Annotated in this window: 17 protein-coding genes; 16 read left to right on the top strand and 1 reads right to left on the bottom strand. The window is 72.9% G+C overall.

All coding sequences use genetic code 11. The annotated features are described in order from the left end of the window. The first annotated feature begins 228 nt into the window (after positions 1-228). The 13 genes from ACZ4EG_RS01750 to ACZ4EG_RS01690 all read left to right on the top strand — a co-directional run bounded on the left by ACZ4EG_RS01750 (position 229) and on the right by ACZ4EG_RS01690 (position 17,942). Positions 229-1,440 (top strand): ROK family transcriptional regulator, encoded by a 1,212-nt coding sequence (locus ACZ4EG_RS01750; protein ID WP_453552466.1) that lies wholly within the window; start codon positions 229-231, stop codon positions 1,438-1,440. Between the two features lie 87 nt (positions 1,441-1,527). Further along, on the top strand, positions 1,528-2,871 hold the full coding sequence (locus ACZ4EG_RS01745; protein ID WP_467789168.1) for an ABC transporter substrate-binding protein: 1,344 nt from the start codon (positions 1,528-1,530) through the stop codon (positions 2,869-2,871). Further along, positions 2,871-3,812: a carbohydrate ABC transporter permease gene (locus tag ACZ4EG_RS01740; RefSeq protein WP_390706659.1), complete on the top strand. Its 942-nt coding sequence runs from the start codon at positions 2,871-2,873 to the stop codon at positions 3,810-3,812. The genes ACZ4EG_RS01745 and ACZ4EG_RS01740 overlap by 1 nt, the downstream gene beginning before the upstream one ends. A gap of 2 nt (positions 3,813-3,814) precedes the next feature. Next, positions 3,815-4,708: a carbohydrate ABC transporter permease gene (locus tag ACZ4EG_RS01735; protein ID WP_453552470.1), complete on the top strand. Its 894-nt coding sequence runs from the start codon at positions 3,815-3,817 to the stop codon at positions 4,706-4,708. 89 nt (positions 4,709-4,797) lie between these two features. Beyond that, positions 4,798-6,063, top strand: a complete 1,266-nt coding sequence (locus ACZ4EG_RS01730) for a 6-phospho-beta-glucosidase (RefSeq protein WP_453552472.1) — start codon at positions 4,798-4,800, stop codon at positions 6,061-6,063. Then, positions 6,054-7,025 carry an N-acetylglucosamine kinase gene (locus ACZ4EG_RS01725; RefSeq protein ID WP_467789167.1) on the top strand — a complete coding sequence of 324 codons (972 nt, stop codon included), beginning with the start codon at positions 6,054-6,056 and terminating at the stop codon, positions 7,023-7,025. Before ACZ4EG_RS01730 ends, ACZ4EG_RS01725 begins: the two co-directional genes overlap by 10 nt. A gap of 242 nt (positions 7,026-7,267) precedes the next feature. Next, entirely contained in the window at positions 7,268-8,650 is a 1,383-nt protein-coding gene (locus tag ACZ4EG_RS01720; protein WP_467789166.1) for a hypothetical protein, read from the top strand. A 14-nt stretch (positions 8,651-8,664) separates the two neighbouring features. After that, positions 8,665-9,720, top strand: coding sequence for a glutamate ABC transporter substrate-binding protein (locus ACZ4EG_RS01715; RefSeq protein WP_453552478.1), 1,056 nt, complete (start codon positions 8,665-8,667; stop codon positions 9,718-9,720). Between the two features lie 109 nt (positions 9,721-9,829). Then, positions 9,830-11,155: a coiled-coil domain-containing protein gene (locus ACZ4EG_RS01710; RefSeq protein WP_453552480.1), complete on the top strand. Its 1,326-nt coding sequence runs from the start codon at positions 9,830-9,832 to the stop codon at positions 11,153-11,155. 6 nt (positions 11,156-11,161) lie between these two features. Continuing rightward, positions 11,162-13,720, top strand: coding sequence for a serine/threonine-protein kinase (locus tag ACZ4EG_RS01705; protein ID WP_467789165.1), 2,559 nt, complete (start codon positions 11,162-11,164; stop codon positions 13,718-13,720). Positions 13,721-13,723: 3 nt separating this feature from the next. Beyond that, positions 13,724-15,043, top strand: a complete 1,320-nt coding sequence (locus ACZ4EG_RS01700) for a PP2C family serine/threonine-protein phosphatase (protein ID WP_467789164.1) — start codon at positions 13,724-13,726, stop codon at positions 15,041-15,043. Positions 15,044-15,161: 118 nt separating this feature from the next. Beyond that, entirely contained in the window at positions 15,162-16,508 is a 1,347-nt protein-coding gene (locus ACZ4EG_RS01695) for a vWA domain-containing protein (protein WP_453552488.1), read from the top strand. Between the two features lie 48 nt (positions 16,509-16,556). After that, positions 16,557-17,942, top strand: coding sequence for an FHA domain-containing protein (locus ACZ4EG_RS01690; protein ID WP_467789163.1), 1,386 nt, complete (start codon positions 16,557-16,559; stop codon positions 17,940-17,942). Between the two features lie 9 nt (positions 17,943-17,951). Here the strand turns inward: ACZ4EG_RS01690 and ACZ4EG_RS01685 are convergent, their stop codons facing one another. After that, complete coding sequence (locus ACZ4EG_RS01685) at positions 17,952-18,938, bottom strand: methyltransferase domain-containing protein (protein ID WP_467789162.1); 987 nt, start codon at positions 18,936-18,938, stop codon at positions 17,952-17,954. A 102-nt stretch (positions 18,939-19,040) separates the two neighbouring features. Between ACZ4EG_RS01685 and ACZ4EG_RS01680 the strand changes: the two genes are divergently transcribed. From ACZ4EG_RS01680 to ACZ4EG_RS01670, 3 genes are all read left to right on the top strand, one after another. Further along, positions 19,041-19,445, top strand: coding sequence for a globin (locus ACZ4EG_RS01680; RefSeq protein WP_453552494.1), 405 nt, complete (start codon positions 19,041-19,043; stop codon positions 19,443-19,445). A 163-nt stretch (positions 19,446-19,608) separates the two neighbouring features. After that, positions 19,609-22,977: an FtsX-like permease family protein gene (locus tag ACZ4EG_RS01675; RefSeq protein WP_467789161.1), complete on the top strand. Its 3,369-nt coding sequence runs from the start codon at positions 19,609-19,611 to the stop codon at positions 22,975-22,977. Between the two features lies 1 nt (position 22,978). Then, the gene (locus ACZ4EG_RS01670; RefSeq protein ID WP_467789160.1) at positions 22,979-25,729 is read left to right on the top strand and encodes an ABC transporter permease; all 2,751 of its coding nucleotides are present in this window, start codon (positions 22,979-22,981) and stop codon (positions 25,727-25,729) included. Positions 25,730-25,747 lie beyond the last annotated feature (18 nt).

Raw genomic sequence — 25,747 nt, 5'->3', positions numbered from 1 at the left:
GTCAACGGTCACCCCCACCGCCCCCGAGGTAACGAGTCTGTTGCCTCGGGGGCGGTGTCTATTGACGCCCCCTTCGTCCTGGGCTTACGTTCCTCCCACCCAATAGGAAACTTTCCTAACAGTGATCACCGGTGATCGACGGCGTACCCCGCCCGACGATCACCCGGGTGGACTTCCCGCCCAGGTCACTGGGAAGCTGGGCAGTCGGAAAGGCAGGTGTCGACCCCCATGGCAGGAACCGCCGGTACGCCGGGCACCCCGCGCGTCCTGCGCGCCATGAACGACCGCGCCGCACTGGACCTGCTGCTGGAGCACGGCCCGTTGTCGCGCACCCGGATCGGAAAGCTCACCGGCCTCTCCAAGCCGACCGCCTCCCAACTGCTGGCCCGTCTGGAGTCGGCGGGACTGGTCCGGGCCACCGGCACCAGCGAGGGCCGGCCGGGCCCCAGCGCGCAGCTGTACTCGGTCGACCCGGCCGCCGCATACGCCGCGGGGCTCGACGTCACCCCCGGCCGCATCCGCGCCGCCGTCGCCGACATCACCGGCCGCACGGTCGGCGAGTACGAACTCCCCACTCCGGGACGGCGCCCCGCCCATCCGGTCGTCCAGCAGGTCACCGACGCCCTGGACGGTGCGGTGAAGGCGGCGGGGCTGGCCCGGGGCGATGTCCACCGGCTGGTCATCGGCACACCCGGCGCCTTCGACCCCAACACCGGCCGGCTGCGCTACGCCTCCCATCTGCCCGGCTGGCACTCCCCCACGCTGCTCGACGAACTCGCCGCCGCGCTGCCGATGCCGGTGGAGTACGAGAACGACGTGAACCTCGTCGCGATAGCCGAGCAGCGGCTGGGCGCGGCCCGGGGCCACGCGGACTTCGTGCTCCTGTGGAACCAGGAGGGCCTCGGCGCCGCCCTGGTCCTCGGCGGACGGCTGCACCGCGGCTGGACCGGCGGCGCGGGCGAGGTCGGCTTCCTGCCGGTGCCGGGCACGCCCCTGGTGCGCCAGGTGACCAAGGCCAACAGCGGCGGTTACCAGGAGCTGGCCGGTTCGCAGGCCGTACCCCGGCTGGCCCGGGAACTCGGCATCGAGGACCTGCCGACGGGCCCGTACGCGGAGACCGCCGCCGAACTCGTGGCCCGGGCCGCCGATCACACCACCGGACCCCACCGCGAGCTGCTGCGGACGTACGCGACCCGGCTCGCCACCGGTCTCGCCTCGCTCGTCTCCGTCCTCGACCCCGAACTCGTCGTCCTCAGCGGCGCCGCCCTCACCGCCGGCGGCGAGGTGCTGCGCGCTCTCGTCCAGGCCGAACTGGAGGAGCTGGCGGCACCGCGTCCACGGCTCGTCGTCGGCGACGTCCGTGAACACCCCGTGCTGCGCGGCGCTCTGGAGACCGCGCTGGCGACCACCCGCGACGAGGTCTTCGACACCTCGCGCTGAGCCCCCATACCTCCCCCTCTCCTCCTCTTCTTCCCCTCTCCTTCCACCTCCTCTCTCGCCCACGCCCCGTCCCTGGGAGACCTCGCCATGCCCACAGCCATACCCAAAGTCGCCCGAAAGGCGGCTTTTGCCCTCACCGCCTCCGCCGTCCTGCTCACCACCGCCTGTACCGGCCAGTCGAGTTCGGGCGCCGACGACGACGCATCCAAGGACACCACCATCAACTTCTGGCACGCCTGGAGCGCGCCGAACGAGGTGGCCGGGATCAAGGCGCTGATCGCCGGCTTCGAGAAGGCCCACCCCAACATCCATGTGAACGTCGTCGGCAATATGACCGACGACAAGATCAACCAGGCACTGCGCACCGGCGGCGACCGGGCCCCCGACGTCATCTCCTCCTTCACCACCAACAACGTCGGCAAGTTCTGCTCGTCGGGCGCCCTGGTCGATCTGAACCCCTTCTTCAAGAAGTCGGGAATCGACCCGGAGACGACCTTCCCGAAGGCGATGAACGAGTACACCCGGTTCGACGGCAATCGCTGCTCGGTGCCGCTGCTGGGTGACGCGTACGGGCTCTACTACAACAAGACGGCGTTCGAGAAGGCGGGCATCGCCGGCCCGCCGAAGACCTGGTCCGAATTCGAGGCCGACGCCAAGAAGCTGACGATCCCCCAGGGCGACAGCTACAAGCAGCTCGGATTCATGCCGAACTACCACGGCTGGGAATCCACCACGGAGCACTACTTCGCCCAGTTCTCCCCGACGTACTTCGACAGCAGCGGAAAGTCGGACCTCGCCAAGGACCCGGCGTTCGAGGCCGGTTTCAAGCTCCAGAAGAAGCTCGTCGACGAACTCGGCGGCTTCCAGAAGCTGGAGAAGTTCCGCTCCACCCTCGGCGACGAATGGGGCGCCAAGCACCCCTTCCACACCGGCCAGGTCGCCATGCAGCTCGACGGCGAGTGGCGTCTGGGCATGGCCGAGGATGCCAAGCCGAAGTTCGAGATCGGCGTCGCGCCGCTGCCCGTACCCGACGACCAGGCGGACCAGTACGGCAAGGGCTACATCACCGGCACCATCGCGGGCATCGCCGCCACCAGCAAGAAGCAGAACGCGGCCTGGGAGCTGGTGAAGTACATGACCACCGACACGGACGCGGTGGTGGGCTTCTCCAACGCCATCCACAACGTGCCGTCCACGCTGGCCGCGCTGAAGTCGCCGAAGCTGAAGTACGACCCGCGGTTCAAGACGTTCCTGGACATCGCCGCGAACCCGAATTCGACGACGACTCCCGCCTCGATCAACGGCGGTGTGTACCTGGTGACGATCCAGCAGTTCGGATACGACTACGAGAGCGGAAAGGTCACCGATCTGAAGGCGGGGCTGAAGAAGACGGCCACGCAGATCGACACGGACATCGCCCAGGCGAAGTAATGAGCGCCATCACTCTCGCGTCGAAGCGCCGCCGGGCGGCGCTTCGCACGGCCGCCTTCATGTCGCCCTGGCTGATCGGCTTCGCGGTGTTCTTCGCGTATCCGCTGATCTCGACGGTGTATTTCTCGTTCATGCACTACGACGGTTTCAAACCGCCGACGTGGAGCGGAACGAAGAACTGGACGTATGTCTTCGAGCACTATCCCCTCTTCTGGCCCGCCCTGCGCAACACACTGTGGCTGGTCCTCGTGATGGTCACCCTCCGGGTCGTCTTCGGACTCGGCGTCGGCATGCTCATCACGAAGATCAAGACGGGTACGGGTGTCTTCCGCACGCTCTTCTACCTGCCCTACCTCGCCCCGCCGGTCGCGGCCACGATGGCCTTCGCCTTCCTGCTCAACCCCGGTACGGGACCGGTCAACTCCATCCTGGAGAAGATCGGCATCCCGGCGCCGGGCTGGTTCAACGACCCGGCCTGGTCCAAGCCGGCCCTCACGCTGCTGGCCCTGTGGGGCGTCGGCGACCTCATGGTCATCTTCATGGCCGCGCTGCTGGATGTGCCGACGGAGCAGTACGAGGCGGCGGAGCTGGACGGCGCGTCGGCCTGGCAGCGCTTCCGGTACGTCACGCTGCCGAACATCTCCCCCATCGTGATGTTCGCGGTCGTCACCGGAGTGATCCAGACGATGCAGTACTACACACAGCCACTGATCGCGGGGAAGGTCGCCTCCGGTGTGATCCAGGGCGCGGGCACGCAGTTCGAGCCCGGCTACCCGGAGAAGTCCACGCTCACCCTCCCGCAGCTCGTCTACAACCTCGGCTTCCAGCGCTTCGACTACGGCTCCGCGTGTGTCGTCGCCCTCGTCCTCTTCGCCCTGTCGATGGTGTTCACCGCGTTCCTGATGCGGCGCCGGGGCGGTCTCATCCAGGCAGGTGACTGACCATGGCCCAGGTACTGGACAAGCCGGTGGAGCTGCGGCCGGCCGTGTCGCCCGCCGAGCGCACCGCCCGCCGCAAGGCGCTCCTGGAGTGGATCGCGGTCCACTCCCTCGGGCTCGCCGCCGCCCTCTTCTTCACCCTGCCCTTCGTCTTCGTGCTCCTGACCTCGCTGATGAGCGACAGCCAGGCGCTGAGCCGGGATCTGATCCCACACACCTGGGAGTGGGGCAACTACAAAAAGGTGTTCGACACCCCGGGCTTTCTGACCTGGTGGAAGAACACCCTGATCTACGCCGGCCTGGGCACCGCCCTGACGGTCCTGTCGTCGGTCCCGGTGGCGTACGCGCTCGCCAAGTTCCGCTTCCGGGGCCGGAACCTGTCACTCATGCTGGTGATCTCGATGATGATGCTGCCACCGCAGGTGATCATCATCCCGATGTATCTGTTCTGGGCGAAGCAGCTCGATCTGTCCGGCACGCTGTGGCCGCTGATGATCCCGATGGCGTTCGGCGACGCGTTCTCCATCTTCCTGCTGCGCCAGTTCCTGATGACCATCCCCAACGAGTATCTGGACGCGGCCAGGGTGGACGGCTGCGGCGAGCTGCGGACTTTGCTGAAGGTCGTCCTGCCCATGGCGAAGCCCGGCATCGCGGCCGTCGCGCTCTTCCAGTTCTTCTACGCCTGGAACGACTACTTCGGCCCGCAGATCTACGCGTCCGAGAACCCGGGCGCCTGGACGCTGAGCTACGGCCTGGAGTCCTTCAAGGGCGCGCACCACACCGACTGGAACCTCACCATGGCCGCGACGGTGCTGGTCATGGCCCCCGTGATCCTCGTGTTCTTCTTCGCCCAGAAGGCGTTTGTCGAGGGCGTCACGCTCACCGGAGTGAAGGGCTGACCCCGTATGCCGCGCCTGCCCGGGGGGCAACCCCCGGACCCCCGGCCGATGACCGTCGTCCCCCACCTCAAGAAGCGAGGGAACCCTCAGTGAAACTCACCGTGGTCGGCGGAGGCTCGACCTACACCCCCGAACTCATCGACGGCTTCGCCCGGCTCAGGGACACCCTGCCCATCGAGGAACTGGTCCTCGTCGACCCCGCCGCCGAGCGCCTGGAGCTGGTCGGCGGGCTCGCCCGGCGCATCTTCGCCAAGCAGGGCCACAGCGGACGTATCGTCACCACCGCAGACCTGGACGCGGGCGTCGACGGCGCCGACGCCGTGCTGCTTCAGCTCCGCGTCGGCGGGCAGGCGGCCCGGCAGCAGGACGAGACCTGGCCCCTGGAGTGCGGCTGCATCGGCCAGGAGACCACCGGCGCGGGCGGCCTGGCCAAGGCGCTGCGGACGGTGCCCGTCGTCCTCGACATCGCCGAGCGGGTCCGGCGCGCCAACCCGCGCGCCTGGATCATCGACTTCACCAACCCGGTGGGCATCGTGACCCGTGCGCTGCTCCAGGCCGGGCACCGGGCGGTGGGGCTGTGCAACGTGGCGATCGGCTTCCAGCGGAAGTTCGCGGCGCTGCTCGGCGTGGCAGCGGCCGACGTCCATCTGGACCACGTCGGCCTCAACCACCTCACCTGGGAGACAGGTGTACGGCTCGGCGGTCCCGAGGGCGAGAACGTCCTGCCGAAGCTGCTGGCCGAGCACGGCGACGCCGTCGCCGACGACCTGCGGCTGCCCCGCCCGCTCCTGGACCGGCTCGGCGTGGTCCCCTCGTACTACCTGCGCTACTACTACGCGCACGACGCGGTGGTGCGGGAGCTGCGCACCAAGCCCTCCCGGGCGGCGGAAGTGGCCGCCATGGAACGCGAACTGCTGCGGATGTACGGCGATCCGGCCCTGGACGAGAAGCCGGAACTGCTCGCCAAGCGGGGCGGCGCCTACTACTCGGAGGCCGCCGTGGACCTGGCCGCGTCGCTGCTGGGCGGCGCCGGCAGCACGTACCAGGTGGTGAACGCGTACAACGGGGGCACGCTGCCCTTCCTGCCGGACGACGCGGTGATCGAGGTGCAGGCGGCGGTCGGCCCGAAGGGGCCCGTCCCGCTGCCGGTGCCCGCGGTGGATCCGCTGTTCGCCGGCCTGGTGGCGAACGTGACGGCGTACGAGGAGCTGGCCCTGGAGGCGGCGCTGCGCGGCGGCCGGGACCGGGTCTTCAAGGCGCTGCTGTCCCATCCGCTGATCGGCCAGTACGAGTACGCCGAAGCCCTGACCGACCGACTCGTCGCGCACAACCGGGAGCACCTCGCGTGGGCCTGACCGCAAGTGTCCTCGCCATCGACGCGGGCAACAGCAAGACCGACGTCGCAGTGCTGGCGAGGGACGGGGAAGTCCTGGCCACGGCACGCGGCGGCGGGTTCCGGCCGCCCGCGGTGGGGGTGGAGACGGCGGTGGACGAACTGGCCGCGGCCATCGCGCGGGCCTACGCCGACGCCGGGGTCACCGCCGTCTCCCATGTCTCCGCCTGTCTGGCGAACGCCGATCTGCCCGTGGAGGAGGAACAGCTGGCGACCGCGCTGCACGCGCGCGGGTGGGGCGCGTCGGTGGAGGTCCGCAACGACACGTTCGCGATCCTGCGGGCGGGCGTGACCGAGCCGCGCGGTGTGGCGGTGGTCTGCGGCGCGGGCATCAACTGCGTCGGCATGCGCCCCGACGGACGCACCGCCCGTTTCCCGGCCCTCGGCCGTATCTCCGGTGACTGGGGCGGCGGCTGGGGGCTGGCCGAGGAGGCGCTGTGGCACGCGGCCCGCGCGGAGGACGGGCGCGGGGGCCCGACGGAACTGACCCGGACCCTTCCGGCCCACTTCGGGCTCGACTCGATGTACGCGCTCATCGAGGCCCTGCACCTGGAGCACGTCGCGCACGCCCGGCGCCACGAGTTGACGCCGGTGCTGTTCGAGACGGCCGCGCGCGGTGACGCCGTGGCGCGCTCGGTCGTCGCCCGCCTGGCCGAGGAGGTGGTGACCATGGCCACCGTCGCCCTGACCCGGCTCCAGCTGCTGGACGAGGAGACGCCCGTGCTGCTGGGCGGGGGTGTCCTCACCGCCGGCCATCCCCAACTCGACGACGGCATCCGGGACCTGCTGTCGGCGCGGGCGCCGAAGGCGATGGCGCGTGTGGTGACGGCGAGCCCGGTGCTGGGGGCGGCGCTGCTGGGGCTCGACCGGGTGGGCGCGGACGCGGAGGCACAGGAGCGGGCGCGGGCCCACTGGGAGTCCTGAGCGGGGCGGCCCGCACGAGGGAACCGAACAGATTCGCGCAGCGTATTCATGGGCAGGGGGTGGTGCGGACAGCGCACCGCGCCGCAAGTCGACCGGACTGCGATCCGATCAAGATCCAGTGAAGGCCGGTGCGGAATGTCAGTCCGGGCAGCGATACTGGCGGCGAACGATGACCATGGGGGAGGTCAACAGTGACACACCCGCCGACAAGCAGCACGGCACCACCAGGACCGGGGTCCGGCATGCCCACCGTGCCGGCCGTCCCGCCCCAGCCCCGACCCCCCGCGCCCGCGGGCCGGCCGGGGCAGCCGCGTCGTACGGCGTTCGCCGAGGGCGCCGAGCGGCTGCGCGCCGCGACGACCACCGAACCCGGCCGGCTGCGCATCATCGGTGCCGTACTGGCCCTCCTGGTCGTCGCGTTCGGCGCGGTCACCGCCTGGCAGACGACCGACCGCGCGGCCGCCGCCGACGACGTGCTGCACAGCAGCCAGCCGCTCAGCTCGGACGCGGCCGACATCTACCGCTCCCTGGCGGACGCCAACACGGCCGCCTCCAGCGGCTTCCTGGCGGGCGGCCAGGAGACGGCCGCCTCCCGCGACCGGTACGAGAAGGACATCAGCACGGCCGCCGCCAAGCTGGTCACGGCGGCCGCGGCCTCCGACCCGGGCTCGCCCTCCGAGGCCGCGATATCCAAGCTCAACAAGCTCCTCCCGGAGTACAAGGGGCTGGTCGAGCGGGCCCGCACCTACAACCGGCAGGGCTATCCGGTCGGCGGCGCCTATCTGCGCTACGCCAACGACAAGATGCAGAACGAGATGCTCCCGGCGGCGGAGGACCTCTACAAGAAGGAGAACGACAAGCTCCGGTCCGACTACGGGAACGCCACCCCCTACCCGTGGGCGGCGATCGCCCTCGGCGTTCTCGTCCTGGCCGCGCTCGCCTGGGCCCAGCACCGCAACTACCGGCGCACCAACCGGGTGCTGAACCACGGCCTGGTCGGCGCCACGGCCTTCGCGACGGTGGTCCTGCTGTGGCTGGTCGTCGGCCACAGCATCGCCCGCGCGGGGCTGAACGACTCCTACGACCACGGCGTGCGCTCGCTGAACGTGCTGCACGACGCCCGCATCGCCTCCCTCAAGGCCCGCGGCAACGAGAACCTGAGCCTGGTGGCCCGCGGCGCCGAGACGATCACGGTCGGCGAGACGACGTACGACGCGTTCTACTACGACTTCGACAAGGACATGAAGGCCCTGGGCAAGGGTCTGACGGCGGCGGAGCGGCTGGCCGACGACCAGGCGGGCAGCAAGCCGGTCAAGGCGGCCGAGGGCAATATGACGGTGTGGAAGCAACGCCACGCGTCGGCCCGTACCGAGGACGAGAACGGCAACTACCAGCAGGCGCTGGACAAGGTGATCGGCGCCAAGGGCGCCACCGGCGAATGCTTCGACAGTGTCGACGACAACCTGAAGACCGCGATCGCGCACGAGCAGGCCGAGTTCGGGCAGTCGGCCGGTGACGGCCGGGACGCGATGACCGGACTGCCCATCGGTGCGGCCGTGCTGGCCGTCCTGGGCGCGGCGGGCGCACTGCTCGGCATCGGGCGCAGGCTTTCGGAGTACCGGTGAAAGGGGGCGTGACGATGAACGCACGCAAGGGCTTTTTTCGCCGTGTGCGGGCCTCCCTGCGCGGCTGGGGCGGAGTGGGCGCGATGGCGGTCGTCTGCGCCGTGGCGCTGGCGTTCGCCCTGCTGCTGCCGCTGACTCAGACGCACGGCGACGGGGACGGCGCCGCGGGCCTCGGCGGCCAGGGCGTGGCCAACGGCAGCCAGGCGCGGGCGGACGGCTGCAAGGACTCGGAGGCCCAGAAGCAGACGCTGTCCCCGTCCGGCGCGGACGGCCCGACGATCGACGCGATCAAGGCCCGCACGGGCGCGAAGCGGAAGCTGATCGTCGGCGTCGACCAGAACAGCTACCACTGGGGCTACCGCAACCCGAACAACAAGGACGCGGAGCTGGAAGGCTTCGACATCGACCTGGTCCACCGGATCGCCCAGGACATCCTCGGCGACCCGACCGCGGTCCAGTTCAAGGCGATCCCGACCAGCCAGCGCATCCCGGCGATCCAGGACGGCCGGGTCGACATGGTCGTCCGCACGATGACCATCAACTGCGACCGGCTGGACCAGGTCGCGTTCTCCGCCCCGTACTTCAAGACGGGCCAGACGGTCCTGGCGCCCAAGTCCTCGTCCATCACGGGCTACGACAAGTCGCTGGCGGGCAAGAAGATCTGCACGGCGTCGGGGTCCACGGCGTTCGCCAAGCTGGACGCGGACCGCAAGGCCGGCAAGCCGGTCTCCTCGGCCGACATCGACCACAACGTCCCCAACCAGCTCGACTGCCTGGTGCGGCTGCAGCTGGGCGAGGTCGACGCCGTGGTCACCGACGGCGCGCTGGCCGCGAGCCAGGCCGCCCAGGACCCGACGGTCGCCCTGAAGGGTTCCGCCTTCACCACCGAGTACTACGGCGTGGCGATGAAGAAGGATGCCGACGATCTGGTACGCCGGGTCAATCAGATCCTGGTGGGCTACCGCGCCAACGGCTGGCAGGCGTCGTACGACAAGTGGCTGTCGGCGACACTGGGGGAGGACGCGACGCCGTCGAAGCCGCCCGCGCCGGAATATCTGCGCAAGAGCTGACCGGGCGTCACCCGGGCGATCTCCGGGCAGACCTCCGGGAAGACCTCCGGTCGAACGGATCGCGAACACACAGCCGACACAGACCCCACACAGCAGCGAGAGGTGATCGATGGGCGTCACGGACCCCGCCGGGCCGGTGATGGACCGGGACGAGGTGGACCGTGCGCTGGCGCGGCTCGGCGCGGAGCACGAGGCGATCGAGAGCTCGCTGCTCGCCCTGCAGGACCACGCGGGCCGCAGACTCCTCGAAGGCGCCGAGCTCACCGGCACGACCAAGGAGCGCTGGACGGCCGCGGAGGCGTCGATCACCCTGCTGTGGGCGTACTTCGACGCGTACACGGCCGCGCTGCGCAGCGCCCGGGAGATCCGCGCCCGGCGCCGCTGGTCCAGCCGCGAGGACCTGCTGGAGCTGACCGAACTGCTGCGCGGCGAGTCCGTCACGGTCGCGGGCAGCGCCACGGCGACGGCGAACGCGCCGACGCTGCTGTCCGCGGCGGGCCGGCTCAGCCAGCAGTTCACGCTGGCGGCGCTCGTGGAGCGGATGAACGAGCTGTACGCGAGCTCGCTGGACATGGTCGTGGCCGCCGACGCGGTGTGGTCGGCGCTGCCCGCCCGCATCGATTTACTCGCCGCGGAGCTCCAGCGCACCCGCAAACTCGCGCACTCCGTCGGTGTGCGCCCCGGCGAGCACCCGTCCGGCGACGACCTGGAGCGGATCACGCGCACGCTGACGAAGCTGCGCGAGGAGGTCGTCTCCGATCCGCTCGCCTTCTGGGTGCCGACACCGGGCAGTTCGGCTCCGGGCGGCGGCCGTCCGGACACGACGGTGTACGACCGTGAGGCGCGGGCCCTGGAGGAGGTACGCCGGGAGATCGACGCCGTGCTGACGGTCCGGCAGGACGCCGAGCAGCGCCTGGTGAAGCTGCGGGACGTGCTCTCCCGCGCGGACCGCACGCTCGCCGAGGCGCGCACCGCGCGCGGCGAGGTCCTCGCGAAGATCGCCGCCACGGAGGTGCCGGTCGTCAGCGGGCCGCCGACCGTGCTGCAGGAGCAGCTGGCGGCCGCCGCCGAGTACCGCAGACAGGCCCAGTGGCACCGTCTGTCGCCGCTCCTGGAGTCCCTGGAGCAGAAGGCGGAGGACGAACTGCTGCGCGCCCGCGAGTCGTTGACCGCGGTCACCGCGCCGCTGGCGGTCCGCGCCGAGCTGCGCGGCCGTCTGGACGCGTACAAGGCCAAGATCGCCCGGCACGGACTCGCGGAGGATCCGTTCCTCGTCGAGCGGTACGACGCGGCGCGCCGCATGCTGTGGAGCGCGCCGTGCGACCTGCGCGTGGCCGAACAGGCCGTACTGCGTTATCAGCAGGCGGCGGCCGAACTGCTGGGCGCCCCGCGGGTGCCGGGGCAGGGCGGGCCTCAGGACCGGAGGGGGGAGTAGCCAGCCATGAGTCAGGCAGGGCAGACATGTCAGCGGCCCGGCTGTGAGGGGTCGTACGAGGACGTGGGCGGCGGTGAGTTGTACTGCGACACGTGCGGTCTGGCTCCCGTCGTCTCCGCATTGGGGTCTCCCCTGCTCGAGCGAAGCCGAGAGCTTGGGGAAGGGATGGTCGGTTCGCCGCCCACCGGGATCAGCGGCAGCGGCAAGGACTCGGCGGGCAGCGGCGGTTCGCGTGCCAGTGCCCGCAGTTCGCGTACGTCGTCGCAGTCGTCGAAGTCGCGGCGTTCGGTGTCGGGGCGGCTGTCGCGCTCGGTGTCGGGCAAGTCCACCGGCCGCTCGGTGTCGGTGCGCAGCTCCGGCTCCGCCTCCGGCTCGTCCGGGCGTTCCCGGCTGGGCGCCGGGTTGGTGACGGTGCCCCAGGTGCCGCGGCCCGACCCGCGCGCGATGGTGCTGGAGAACCCGGAGGTGCCCGAGCGCAAGCGGTTCTGCTCGCGCTCGGACTGCGGGGCGCCGGTGGGGCGGGCGCGGGGTGAGCGCGAGGGCCGTACGGAGGGCTTCTGCACCAAGTGCGGCAACCCCTACTCGTTCGTGCCGAAGCTGAAGTCCGGCGACATCGTGCACGGCCAGTACGAGGTCGTGGGCTGTCTGGCGCACGGCGGTCTGGGCTGGATCTACCTCGCGGTGGACCGGGCGGTCTCCGACCGCTGGGTGGTGCTCAAGGGCCTGCTGGACACCGGTGACCAGGACGCGATGGCGGCGGCGATCTCCGAGCGGCGCTTCCTCGCGGAGATCGAGCACGCCAACATCGTGCGGATCTACAACTTCGTGGAACACCTCGACCAGCGCACCGGCTCGCTCGACGGCTACATCGTCATGGAGTACGTCGGCGGCAAGTCGCTGAAGGAGATCGCCAACGCGCGCCGCACGCCGGACGGCAGACGGGATCCGCTGTCGGTGGAGCAGGCGTGCGCGTACGGCATCGAGGCCCTGGAGGCGCTCGGCCATCTGCACAGCCGCAATCTGCTCTACTGCGACTTCAAGGTCGACAACGCGATCCAGACCGAGGACCAGCTCAAGCTGATCGACATGGGCGCGGTGCGCAGGATGGACGACGACGAGTCGGCCATCTACGGCACGGTCGGCTATCAGGCGCCGGAGGTCGCGGAGGTCGGCCCGTCGGTGGCGAGCGACCTCTACACCGTCGGCCGCACGCTCGCCGTGCTGACCTTCGACTTCCAGGGCTACACGAACGTCTTCGCGGACTCTCTGCCGGACCCGGACAACATCGAGGTCTTCCGCCAGTACGAGTCCTTCTACCGGCTGCTGGTCCGCGCCACCGACCCCGACCCGGCGCGCCGGTTCGCCTCCGCCCAGGAGATGTCCGAGCAGCTGACGGGTGTGCTGCGGGAGGTCGTGTCGCTGCAGACGGGGCGGGCGCGGCCCGCGCTGTCGACACTGCTCGGGCCCGAGCTCAAGGTCACCGACACGGAGTTGTTCCCGAAGCCGGCCGGGGACGTGTCGCGGCTGGGGGCGAGAGAGGTCCCGTCCGGAAAGCGGAGAGCCTCCGGACAGCAGGGGGCCTTTGCCGCGCCCGCTCCGGCGTCCCCGAACGGCGCGACCGGACTCGTCAAGCCGGTCGCCACGCCCGCCGCCGCCCTGGCGCTGCCCGTTCCGCTGGTGGACCCCTCGGACCCCAACGCCGGTTTCCTGGCGGGCCTGATGGCCTCCGCGTCGGGTGAGCTGCTCGGCGCGCTGGCCGCGGCTCCGCAGCAGACCGTCGAGACGCGGCTGCGGCAGATCCGTGCCCGGCTGGAGAACGACGACTCCGAGGCCGCGCTGATGTCCCTGGCGAAGCTGGAGGACGAACAGCCCGACGACTGGCGGGTGGTGTGGTACCGGGGCGTGACCTCGCTGGTCACCGGTGACTTCGAGGCGGCCGCGCTCGCCTTCGACGCGGTCTACGACGCCTTCCCCGGCGAGCCCGCCCCCAAGCTGGCGCTCGGCCTGTGCGCGGAGGTGCTCGGCCAGCTGGACAACGCCGCGGAGTACTACCGGCTGGTGTGGTCGACCGACCCGAGCTATGTGAGCGCGGCGTTCGGCCTGGCCCGCGTGCAGCTCGCGGCGGGCGACCGGCGCAGCGCCGTACGGACGCTGGAGTCGGTCCCGGAGTCCTCGATCCACTACACGGCCGCGCGGGTGGCCGCCGTACGGGCGCGGCTTCGGCAGCGCACGGCGACGGCCGGGGACGCGCCGTTCCTGGAGGACCTGACGGCCGCCGCCAGGCAGGTCGAGGCCCTGGACGCATACGGTCTGGACCCGGCACGGCGCGAGCAGTTGTCGGCGGAGGTGCTCGGCAGCGCGCTCGACTGGATACTCTCCGGTGGCCAGGGCGCACAGCCTCCCGCCGACGGGCGGGTGCTGCTCGGCAGCGGCCTGGACGAGCGGGGCCTCCGCTTCGGTCTGGAGCGCTCGTACCGCACGCTGGCCCGGCTCGCGCCCGGCGGCGAGGAGAGGATCGACCTGGTGGAACGGGCCAACCGTTACCGCCCCCGGACGTGGGTGTAGTTGATGTCGCAGATGCCCCAGCAGGCCGCACCGTCGAAGTGCCCGAACTGCGCGGAGCCGCTTGAGTCGGGTGACCGTTTCTGCGGTGCGTGCGGGTACGACCTGTCGGTGGTGCCCACGCCGCCGCAGGACCACCCGACGCTCACCATGAACGGCGCCGGCGCGTCCGCGGACGGTATGCCCTGGCCCGTCGCGCCCGAGCCGTCCGGCTCCGACACACCGGCGGCGGTGCATCTGCCGACGGACCTCCCGGGGACCGACTCGGGGGGCTCGCCGCTGTCGCCCGCGTCGGGCTCTCCCGTGTCCCCGGCCTCGGGCGTACGGTTCGACCGGCCGCCGGAGCCCGAGGAGTACCCGCTGCAGGCACCGGACCCGCGGGTGGCCGCCGACCTCGCCGCCGACGGGGAGAGCAAGGTGTGCGTGGCCTGCCGGGCGGGCCGGGTCGACAGCGACGGCTACTGCGAGAACTGCGGGCACGCGCAGCCGCGCGAACGCGACCACATGGAGCAGGAGTCCGGCCCGGTCGCCGCGGTCAGCGACCGCGGGCTGCGCCACCACCGCAACGAGGACGCCTTCGCCATCGGCCACACCGCGCTGCCCGACGGCATGCCCGCGTCCGTGGCGATCGTCTGCGACGGCGTGTCCTCGGCGACCCGTCCCGACGACGCCTCGCTCGCCGCGTCGCAGGCGGCCGGCGAGTCGCTGCTGGCCGCCCTGCCGCGCGGTACGCATCCGCAGCAGGCGATGCACGAGGCGATCGTCGCGGCCTCGCACGCGGTCAACGCGCTGGCCGACGAGCCCGCGACGGCCCGTGAGCACGCCCCGCACCAGAACGCCCCGGCCTGCACGATCGTCGGCGCGGTGGTCACCTCCGGTCTGCTGGTCGTCGGCTGGGTCGGCGACAGCCGCGCCTACTGGGTGCCGGTGGACCGCAGTTCGCCCCCGGCCCGGCTCACCGAGGACGACTCCTGGGCCGCGCAGATGGTCGCCGCGGGCCTGATGAGCGAGGCGGAGGCGTACGCCGACGAGCGCGCCCACGCGATCACCGGCTGGCTCGGCGCGGACGCCTATGAACTGGAGCCGCACACCGCCGCATTCAAGCCGGACCGGCCGGGTGTGGTGGTGGTCTGCACCGACGGCCTGTGGAACTACGCGGAGGCGGCGGAGGAGATGTCCGAGGCCATCCCGTCGGACGCCGCCACCCGCCCGCTGCACAGCGCCCGGGTCCTGGTCGGGCACGCGCTGGACGGCGGGGGCCACGACAACGTAACAGTGGCCGTCGTCCCGTTCCCCGCGCCGCCGCAGGGGGCAGGATCGGCCTGAGGCCGCATACGGAGCCAACAGTCACATACGGGGAACCCTGAGCGGACCGGAGGGGACCGGTCCGCATACAGTCGTCACCCACGCAACTGGTGGGGTCAGAGGGGGATTCAGAGCACTCATGGCCAATTTCTCGAAATCGAACGCGCCGCAGTTCTCGATGGACGTGTACCAGAACGAGTACCTGCCGGAGGGCGGCCGCGAGGTCAACGCGATCGTCACCGTGACGGCGACGGGCGGCGGCACCATCGGGAGCGCGGTCGGCGCGCCGCATCTGTACTCGGCCGGGCAGGGTCCTTCCGCGGCCGTGGCGATCATGGTCGACTGCTCGGGCTCGATGGACTACCCGCCGACCAAGATGCGCAACGCCCGCGACGCCACGGCCGCCGCGATCGACACCCTGCGCGACGGCGTGCACTTCGCGGTGATCGGCGGCACGCACGTCGCCAAGGAGGTCTACCCCGGCAACGGACGGCTCGCCGTCGCCGACGCCACCACCCGCGACCAGGCCAAGCAGGCGCTGCGCAAGCTCAGCGCCGGCGGCGGTACGGCCATCGGCACCTGGCTGCGGCTCGCCGACCGTCTGCTGTCCTCGGCGGACGTCGCCATCCGGCACGGCATCCTGCTCACCGACGGCCGCAACGAGCACGAGTCGCCCGAGGACCTGCGCGCCGCGCTCGACTCCTGCGCCGGACGCTTCACCTGTGACGCCCGGGGCGTGGGCACCGACTGGGAAGTGAAAGAAGTCACAGGAATCGCCTCCGCCCTGCTCGGCACCGCCGACATCGTCGCCGACCCGACGGGCCTCGCCGCCGACTTCACGCAGATGATGGAGACGGCGATGGGCAAGGAGGTCGCGGACGTCGCCCTGCGGGTGTGGACGCCGGTCGGCACGGCCATCAAGTTCGTCAAGCAAGTGGCGCCGACGGTGGTGGAGTTGACGGACCGTCGCACGGAGGCGGGCCCGCGCGCCGGGGACTACCCGACCGGCTCCTGGGGAGACGAGTCCCGTGACTACCACATCTGCGTCGAGGTCCCCACGGCCGGTCTCGGCCAGGAGATGCTGGCCGCCCGGGTCTCCCTGGTCGTGCCGCAGCCCGACGGAACCGTGCAGAACCTCGGCGCCCAGGGCCTGGTGAGGGCCGTATGGACCGACGACATGGTCGCGTCCACCTCGATCAACCCCCAGGTCGCCCACTACACCGGCCAGGCCGAACTGGCACAGGCCATCCAGCAGGGGCTGGATCTTCGCAAAGCGGGCGATATGGACGGAGCAACGGCCAAACTTGGCCGGGCCGTTCAGCTCGCGAGCGCCTCCGGGAACGCCGATACTGCGAAACTGCTTGCGAAGGTGGTGGACGTGGTGGATGCCGCGACGGGTACTGTGCGACTGAAGGCGAAGGTCGCGGAGGCCGACGAGATGACCCTCGAGACCCGGTCCACAAAGACTGTTCGTGTAAAGAAGTGACCTAGAGCGAGCTCAGGAAGATCCTGACAGAGAGGGGGAAGCGCCGACATGCCGACCTGCCCGAACGGACACCAGTCGGGTTCCGACGACTGGTGCGAGGTCTGCGGTCACCGCATGGCCGGTGCCGTACCTCCGCCTCCCCCGCCGCCGCCGGCCGGCGGCGGATACGGCTTCCCGCCACCGCCTCCGGGCGGCCCCGGCGGACGCCCCGCCGGCCGACCGAACCTGTCCGCCGTGCCGGACCTGGAACCGGAGCTCTGCCCGCAGTGCCGTACGCCCCGCGAGGGCGGCGCGCCGTTCTGCGAGGAGTGCCGGTGGAACTTCCTCACCAACACGGCCACCTCGTACACCCCGGCCGCCCCTCCGCGCCCTGCCGGGCCCGGCCAGGGGGCGCCGCGTTTCCAGCCGCCGCCCGGCCAGTCCTACGGCGGTGGTGACTCGTACGAGTACCAGGGCTCGCGCCCCTCGCAGATGAACCGTCCCGCGGAGCCGATCCCGCAGTTCGGCAGCGAGCCGTCCGGGCCGACGCCGTTCGGCGGCGAGCGCGGCCAGGGCGGTCCGCCGCCCTTCGGCGAGCGCGGCCCCGGCGGCCCCGGCCCCTCGGCGTTCGGCGGCGGGCAGGGTCCCTCCGGCCGCCCGGACTTCGGCGGGGGCCAGGCTCCCGGCGGTCCGCCGCCCTTCGGCCGTGAGCCCTCCGGTCCGTCTGGTCCTCCCGGGCCGCCCGGTGCCCCCGGCGCCTTCGGCGGCGACCCCTCGCGGCCGGTTCCGCCGCCCCCGGGTCCCGGTGCCACGGCGGGTGGCCCTCCGCAGGCCTTCCAGCAGCCCGGCCCGCCCGCGCCCCCGGCCTTCCCGCAGGAGACCGGCCGTCCGCCGGCCGGCGGTCCGTCCTTCGGCGGCGGTGACGACGACTGGGTCATCTCCCCGCCGTCCACCGGCCCCTCCGGCCAGGGCGGTGGCTACGGCTACCCGCAGCCCGGCGCCACCCAGGCCCCGTCCGGCCCCGCCTTCGGGCAGGTGCCGCAGGGGCCGGTCACCTGGACGGCGACCATCGGCCCGGACCGCGACTACTTCATGGCGATGATGCAGCGCTCGGGGCCGGAGGCCACGGGTCTCAACCTGCCCGCGTACTCGCCCGAGCAGCAGCGCACGCTCACCGGCAACCAGGTCACCATCGGCCGCCGCCGCCACTCGACCGGAGACACCCCCGACATCGACCTGGCGGTGCCGCCGGAGGACCCGGGCGTCTCGCACCAGCACGCGGTCCTGGTCCAGCAGCCGGACGGCACCTGGGCGGTCGTCGACCAGAACTCGACGAACGGTACGACGGTCAACGGCTCGGAGGAGCCGATCCAGCCCTTCGTGCCGGTACCGCTGCAGGACGGCGACCGGGTGCACGTGGGCGCCTGGACGACGATCACGATCCGGCGCGGCTGAGGGTGCCGGTCAGCCCGGGAGGGGCCAGGCGTACGGTCCCTCCGGGTCGTCCAGCCATGCCCACGCGCGCTCGGCGCCGACCGTGATGCCGTAGCGCTCGCGCTCCGGCATGCCCTCGTGGTCCCAGAGCACGTACGCCTCCCGCGGCTCCAGGGCGCCCCGGGTCAGGGCCAGCAGGAAGCGGAACAGCTCGTGTCCCCGGGCCCGGCGCGGCACTCCGGCCAGGGGCGGCGGCTCCGCTTCGGACCGGTGCTCGCCGCGCAGCGGCACGAAGTAGGCGGGCGTGTGCAGGAAGCGGCCCTCGGCGTGCCCGCCGTCCCGCACGGCCAGCGCGATCAGACCGGTGGACAGCGGTGCCAGGATCCGGGCGCCGGGGCCGCACTGGGCGAGCCAGGCGCGCGGGACCGTCGGCAGGGTGCAGGTCGCGATGATCCGGTCGAAGGGGGCGCGCCCGGGGACTCCGCGCGCTCCGTCGCCGGTGACCACCACCGGGTGGTACCCCGCCGCCGCCAGGTGCTGCCGGGCCGACTCGGTGATCTCCGGATCCAGGTCGACGGTGGTGACGAGGTCGTCGTCGCCGAGCCGGTGGGCGAGCAGGGCCGCGTTGTAGCCGGTGCCCGTGCCGATCTCCAGGACCCGGTCGCCGTCCCGCACCCGCAGCGCGACCAGCATGTCCGCCATCAGCGAGGGCTGGCTGCTGGACGTGACCAGCTCGCCGTCTCGCACCCGCGTGGCCAGCGGGCTGTCCGCGTAGGCACCGCGCACCCAGCGCTCGCGCTCCCCCGGATCGGGACTCTCGCTCCAGCAGCGCTCGTAGCCGCCCAGGACGCCGATGTAGTAGTACGGCACGAAGAGGTGCCGCGGCACCTGCTCGAAGGCCTCCCGCCACACCGGGTCCTCGTCCCAGGCGCCGCTCGCGTCGATCTCCCGCACCAGCGCCGCCCGCGCCGAGGCGGCGATGTCGTCCAGGTCCCTGCCGGGAGCATGCGCGCCCATGGGTCCACTGTGCGGCGCCGGACGACGGGAGGCGAGCACGGGCGGATGTCCGCCGGTCCTACGCCTTGAGTCCTGGGTCACCCGGTCTGAGACCATGTACGGGTGAACGAGATTCGGCGCGGCGCACTTCCGGAGCAGACCTTCTACGAGCAGGTCGGCGGCGAGGAGACCTTCCGCCGGCTGGTCCACCGGTTCTACGAGGAGGTGGCCGAGGACCCGTTCCTGCGGCCGATGTACCCGGAGGAGGACCTGGGCCCGGCCGAGGAACGGCTGACCCTCTTCCTGATGCAGTACTGGGGCGGCCCGACGACCTACAGCGACAACCGCGGCCACCCCCGCCTGCGCATGCGCCACGCCCCCTTCACGGTCGACCGGGCCGCGCACGACGCCTGGCTGAAGCACATGAGGGTGGCCGTCGAGGAGCTCGGCCTGTCCGAGGAGCACGAGCGGACGCTGTGGAACTACCTGACGTACGCGGCGGCCTCGATGGTGAACACCCCGGAGTGAGCACGGCGGTGCTCCCCGCCCTGATGAGCGTCGGATTCCGGTCGTAGGACGCCGGAATCCGGTCACGATCCGGTCAAGTCCGGTTCTCAAGCGCTTACCCCCGGGCGGTCCCCTCTGTCAGCATCGCCGGAAGGTCTGGAAGTCCGGACAACACGGGGGCAGGGTGACGGGGTTCGTCCTTTTACGCGCACGGGCACACCGCCTGCTGCTCGCCGCCGCGCTGCTCACTGTCCTGCTGACCACGGCGGTCCTGGCGACCCTCACCGCGTACTCGGACGCGATCGGCGACGCCGCCCTGCGCCACTCCCTGAACGGCTCCCGCAACGCCGCCGACACCGCGCTGATCGTCAAGGCCGAGGTGCCCGCCGCTCAGCGCCCGGCCGCCGACGCCACCGTGCTCAAGGGGGCGCGGCGGACCTTCGACGGACTGCCGGTGACCGTACGGACCCTGGTCCGGTCCGGGCCGTACGCCCTGCCCCGCACCCTGCAACCCCCGGCGGACCGCTCGGGCGACCCGGACCTCACCTACTTCGCGGCACTGGACCGCAGCCAGGTGCGGCTGGTCTCGGGGCGGCTCCCGCGGCCCGCCTCGGACGGCGTCGAGGTGGCCCTGCCCCGAACCACCGCCCAGCGGCTCGGACTTGAGGCGGGCGCCCGGCTCACCCTCTCCGACCGGCTCGGCGGCCGCGCGGTACGGATCCGGGTGACCGGGCTGTACCGCCCCGCCACCGTCACCGCGCCCTACTGGCAGCTCGACGACCTGCTCGGCCGCGGCATCAAGAAGTCCGGCTTCACGACGTACGGCCCCCTGCTCGCCGCCCCCTCCGTCCTCGCCGACGGGACGGTGAGCGCCGGGCCGTCCGCGTGGCTGGCGTCGGCCGACTTCACCCCGCTGACGACCGGGCGGATCGGCGCGCTGCGCGAGGCGGCCAGGCACGGCAGTGCCGCGCTGCGCAAGCCGTCCGGGCTGAGCGGTGTGACGGCCTCGGCCACCTCCCTGCCCGATGTCCTGGACCGCATCGACCGCGCACTGCTCGTCTCCCGCTCCACCCTCCTGATCGTCGCCCTCCAGCTCGCCCTGCTCGCCGGCTACGCCCTGCTCCTCGTGGCCCGGCTGCTGAGCGTCGAACGCGCGGGCGAGATGCGGCTGCTGCGGGCGCGCGGCGCCTCCCGGGCCCGGGTCACGGCGCTCGCCGCCGGGGAGGCGCTGCTGCTCGCGGTGCCCGCTGCCGTGTGCGCGCCGCTGCTCGCCGGTCCGTTGGCCCACCTGCTGGCCGGGCGGGGCGCGCTGGCCCGGATCGGGCTGCACCTGGACGCGCCGTCGGGCGGACGGGGCGGGGTGTGGCTGGTGGCGGCGGGCGTGGCGCTGGGGTGCGCGCTGGCGGTGACGGTGCCCGCCCTGGCCGGTGACCGGAACGGCTCCCCGGCGGACCCGGCCCGGCCGCGCCCCTCCCGCGGCTCCTCGGCGCGCCGGGCCCGGGGCGCGTCCACCGGCCGGTTCCGCGTGGGCCGGGGCCGGGTGACGGCCGGCGTCCGGCAACGGTCCGGCGGGGCGCTGCCCGCTCCGGTGCGCGCCGGTGCCGACGTCGGGCTGCTGGCGGTGGCCGGGGTGGCGTACTGGCAGCTGAACCGGCAGACCTCCGGTGCCGTCGGCGCCGACCGGTCCGGGACGCTCGGCATCGATCCGCTGCTGGTCGCGGCGCCCGCGCTGGCGCTGCTCGCCGGGACGGTGCTGACGCTGCGGCTGCTGCCGCCGGTGGCCCGGCTCGCGGAGCGGCGGGCGGCGGCCGGGCGGGGGCTGCCGGTGGCGCTGGCGGGGTGGCAGTTCAGCCGCCGCCCGATGCGCGGCGCGGGGCCGGTGCTGCTGCTCGTCCTTGCCGTCGCGCTCGGCATGCTGGCGATCGGGCAGGGCGCCTCCTGGGACCGCTCGCAGAACGACCGGGCGGACTTCCGGGCGGGCGTGCCGGTGCGGGTCCAGGCCGCCGGGGACGCCGGACTCGGCCGCACCGAGACGTTCGCCGGCCTCCCCCACGTACGCGAGGCCGCCCCCGCCGCACGGACCGCGCAGCCCCTGTCCGGCGACCGCACGGCGACCGTGCTCGCCCTGGACACGGCGCACATGGCGGACGCGGTACTGATGCGCCGGGACCTGGCCTCCGGACCGGTGCCGCCGATGCCGGCCGCGCCGGCGCCGAAGGGATCCCCGGCCGGGACCCGAGTGCCCGCGGGCACGACCCGGCTGCGGCTCGCGGCGGGCATCCACAGCTCCACCGGGCCCGGCACGGCGGTCGAGGTGACGGCGACCCTGGAGGACCGCTCCGGAATCCCGTACGACCTCTCGCTCGGCCAGTTGCCCGCCGACGGCCGCACCCACGCCCTGGTCCTCGACCTCACCTCCTCCCCCGGCCCCTCGACGCTCACCGGACTGCGGCTCGACATGCCCCAGCCCGGCGACCGGGCCGAGCGACACCGCCTCGCCGTCTCGGAGTTGACCGCCACGGACGCGGCCGGAACGGTACGGCGGCTGTCCCTCCCCGGCTCCTGGACCGCGACCACGCAGACCAGCGGCGACGTCTACGCCAACGCGGCCACCAGCCCCACCCGGCCGCGGGTGCGTTCTACCGCGCCGCTGACCGTCGACTACGGCACGGGATACCTCCCGGACAAGGACATGTGGACCGTGTCCTCCGTGACGGTCCGGCTGCGGGTGGCACAGCCCCGGGCGCCCGAGGTCACCGCCGTCGCCACCGACCGTTTCCTCGCCTCGTCGGGCGCCCGCACCGGGCAGCGCGTGGACGTGACGTTCGGCGGCGAGAGCCTGCCGGTGCGGATCGTACGGAGTGTGCGGGCCCTGCCCACCACGGCCGACCCGGCGAACTCCGGGGAGCAGGACGGCGGGGCCCTGCTGGTCGATCTGCGGTCGGTCAACCGGGCGCTTCAGGCGCGGTACGGCCAGAGCGTCACGCCCACCGAGTGGTGGCTGGCCACCGCGCCGGGCGACGCTGCCGCGGTGGCCGCGGCCGTGCGGGCGATGCCGGACGTCGATCCCGGGCAGGTCGTGGTGCGCGACGAGATCGCCGCCGAGTTGCGTGACGATCCCTTCGGCGCGGGCCCCGAGGCCGCGTTCGCCGCGGCGGCCGTGGTGGCGGCGGCACTCGCCGCGGTCGGCTTCGCGGTGAGCGCGGCCGGATCGCTGCGGGAGCGGGGCGCCGAGTTCGCGGTGCTGCGTGCACTGGGCACCTCCCGCCGCCGGCTGGCCCGGATGATCGCCGCCGAACAGGGCGTCCTGCTGGTGCTGGCCCTGGTGGTGGGCGTCGCCCTGGGCACCGTGCTGACCCGGGCCGTACTCCCGCTGATCGTGCTGACCTCCCGGGCGACCCGGCCCGTACCGGAGCTGCTGGTCGAACTCCCGCCCGCCCGGGTGGCGTTGCTGCTGGCGGCGGTGGCAGCCGCCCCGCTACTCGTCACGGCGGCACTCGCGCTGCGGCGGGCGGATCCGGCGAACGCACTGCGCGACCAGGGAGGTGAGTGAGGTGAACCCCGTGACCGTCTCCTTGGTACGCACCCGGCTGCGGGCCGCACCACTCGCCGCGGTCGCCCTGGCCGTACTCGTGGCACTGACCGCCTGTCTGGCCGCCGCGTTCCCGCGCGCGGTCGACCGGTACGAGGACGCGGGCCTGCTGCGGGCCGTACGGCAGGCCCGGCCCGACCGCACCACCGTGCAGGTGACCGCCACGCAGCCCGATCTCGCCCTGCCGCCCAAGCAGCGGGCCCACGAGCTGCGTCCCGGCACCCTGCGCTCGCAGTACGAGCAGATCCTCACGACCGTCCCACGGCCGCTCAGCGTCGACCTGGCCCAGTCGTCGTACGGCGTGATCACCGCCCGCGCCCCGGCGGTGCCGGACGCCTGGATACCCCGGCCCTCCGGGCTCCCCGCGCATGTGTCCCTCGTCGCCCAGAGCGGCCTCGCCGAGCATGCACGGGTGCGCGAGGGGCGGCTGCCGCGCGTCTTTGGCACGGTGGACGAGACGACCACCGAGGTGGAGGCCGCCGTCTCCGCCGCCACGGCCAAGAGCCTGCACATCAAGGTGGGTTCGGTCATCCACGTGCCGGGCGTGGTCCGCGCCCCGCTCAAGGTACGGGTCACCGGCATCCTCGGCCCGCGCTCCCCGGCCGGCGCCTACTGGTCCACCCGCCCCCTGCTGCGCACCCCGTCCCTGGTGAGCCTGCCCGCGCCCGGCCCGGACCCCCAGAAGTTCTGGCTCGGCGCCCTGCTGCTGCACCCGGATGCGGCCCCCGCCCTCCTGGGCACGAACGGCGCCCCCATGCGCTCCTGGCTGCTGGCCCCCCGTCTGGACGGCCTCCACGCCCACGACCTGGGCCGCCTGAAGTCCGCCGTGGCCGCCCTGGAGTCCGGCCCCGGCCTGCGCCGGGCCCGCGACCTCACCGATGCGAGCGGTGACGTGAGCACCGAGCTCGACGACGTCCTCACCTCCTTCTCCCGGCTGCGCTCGGGCGTCGGGCCGCTGGTCGCCGTGGCCGCCTTCGGCACCGGGACGGTCGCCGCGGTCGTCCTCGTCATGGCGGGCGGTCTCGCCGCCGACCGGCGCCGCAGCGAGCTGGCCCTGCTGCGTGCCCGGGGCGCCTCCCTGCGCGGGCTGGCCGGGCGGCTGTGCGCCGAGACGGCCGTGGTCGCCGTACCCGCGGGCGCCCTCGGCCTGGCGGCCGCGCTGCTCGCCGTCCCCGAGGGCCGCACCTCCTACGCCGTCGCCGCCGCCGTCGCGGTCACCCTCACCGCCTGCGCCGCGCTCCCGCTGCGCGCGGCACTCGCCCACCGGTCCGTACGGGTCACCGGTCCGCGCGAGGACGTGGCGACCGTACGTCCCTCCCGGCGCCGCCGGGTCGCCGAGCTGACGCTGCTCGTCCTGGCGGCAGGGGCCGTGGCGGCGCTGCGGAGGCGAGGGACCTCGGGATCGTCCTCGGACGGCTCCTCGGGCGATCAACTGGTGTCGGTGGCACCGGTGCTGGTCGGGGTGATCGCGGCCCTGGTGCTGGTCCGGCTGTATCCGCTGCTGCTGCGGCTGGCGCGGCCCGCCGGGCGACTGCGCGGGGTGGTGGGCCATCTGTCCCTGGCCCGCGCGGGCCGTACCTCCGTCTCGGCGGTGCTGCCCCTGCTGGCACTGCTGACCGCGCTCACCACGGCCGCGTTCGGCGGCTCGGTCCTGGCGGGCGTGGCCGAGGCCCGCGACCGGGCGGCGCTGCTGTCGGTCGGCGCCGACGCCCGTGTGGACGCCGAGGCGCCCCTGCCCCCGGGGCTCGCCGACCGGGTCCGGGGCCTGCCGGGGGTGGCCGGGGTCGCCGCGGTGAGCATCGCGTACCAGGCGAAGCCGCGGGACGAGCAGGTCTCGGTGCCGTTGGTCGGCGTGGAACCGGGCGCGTACGGGGCCCTGGCGCGGCGGACGGGTCTTGGTGCCTTCCGGGAGGGGCAGTTGAGGCGCCCGGGGAACGGGGACTCGAGCGCGGGCCCTCTGCCCGCCCTTGCCTCGCCGTCCATGGCACAGGCCTACGGCACCCGTCGCCCCTTCCCGGTGCGGCTGGAGGACGGCAGCTCGGTCACCGTCCGGATCACGGGCGTACGGTCCCGGACCCCCGCCTTGACCGGAACGGACTTCCTGATCGTGGACCGCGCCGGGCTGAGCTCCACGGCCGCCCGCCCGACGGCGCTGCTGCTGACCGGCGAGCACCTGGACGCCGGGGCGCTGCGCAGGGCGGCGGGCGCCTCGGGCTCGGTCCATGTGCGGGCACAGGAGCGGGCACGGTTCACCGACTCGCCGCTGCAGTCCGGTGCCGAGCGGGTGTACACGACGGCGGTGGTGGCCGGCGCCGGGTACGCCGTCCTGGCCCTGCTCCTCGCCCTGCTGCGTACCGCCCCCGAACGCGCCGCCCTCCTGGCCCGCCTGCGAACGATGGGCCTCACCCGGTCCCAGGGCCGCCGCCTCCTCGTCCTGGAGTCCCTCCCCCAGGCCCTCCTCGCCGCGGCCGGCGGCGCCCTGACCGGCTGGGCCGCCATCCGTCTCCTCGCTCCCGGTGTCGACCTGACCACCATCGCCCTGGCCTCGGCCCGGACGCCGGTCGGCCAGGCCGAACTGCACACCGACGCCCTGTCGCTGTCGGTGCCGGCGATCACCGTCGTGGTGGTGGCGGTGGGGGCCGCCGGGGTGCAGGCCTGGTGGACCGGACGGCGGGGATCGGTGGCAGAGCTGAGAGCAGGGGATGCGCGATGAACCGAGGGGCCAGTCCGA

It is taken from the genome of Streptomyces sp. NPDC025638, from assembly GCF_055558775.1.
The sequence above is the reverse complement of the archived record's forward strand: the minus strand, read 5'-3'. Positions and strand labels throughout refer to the sequence as shown.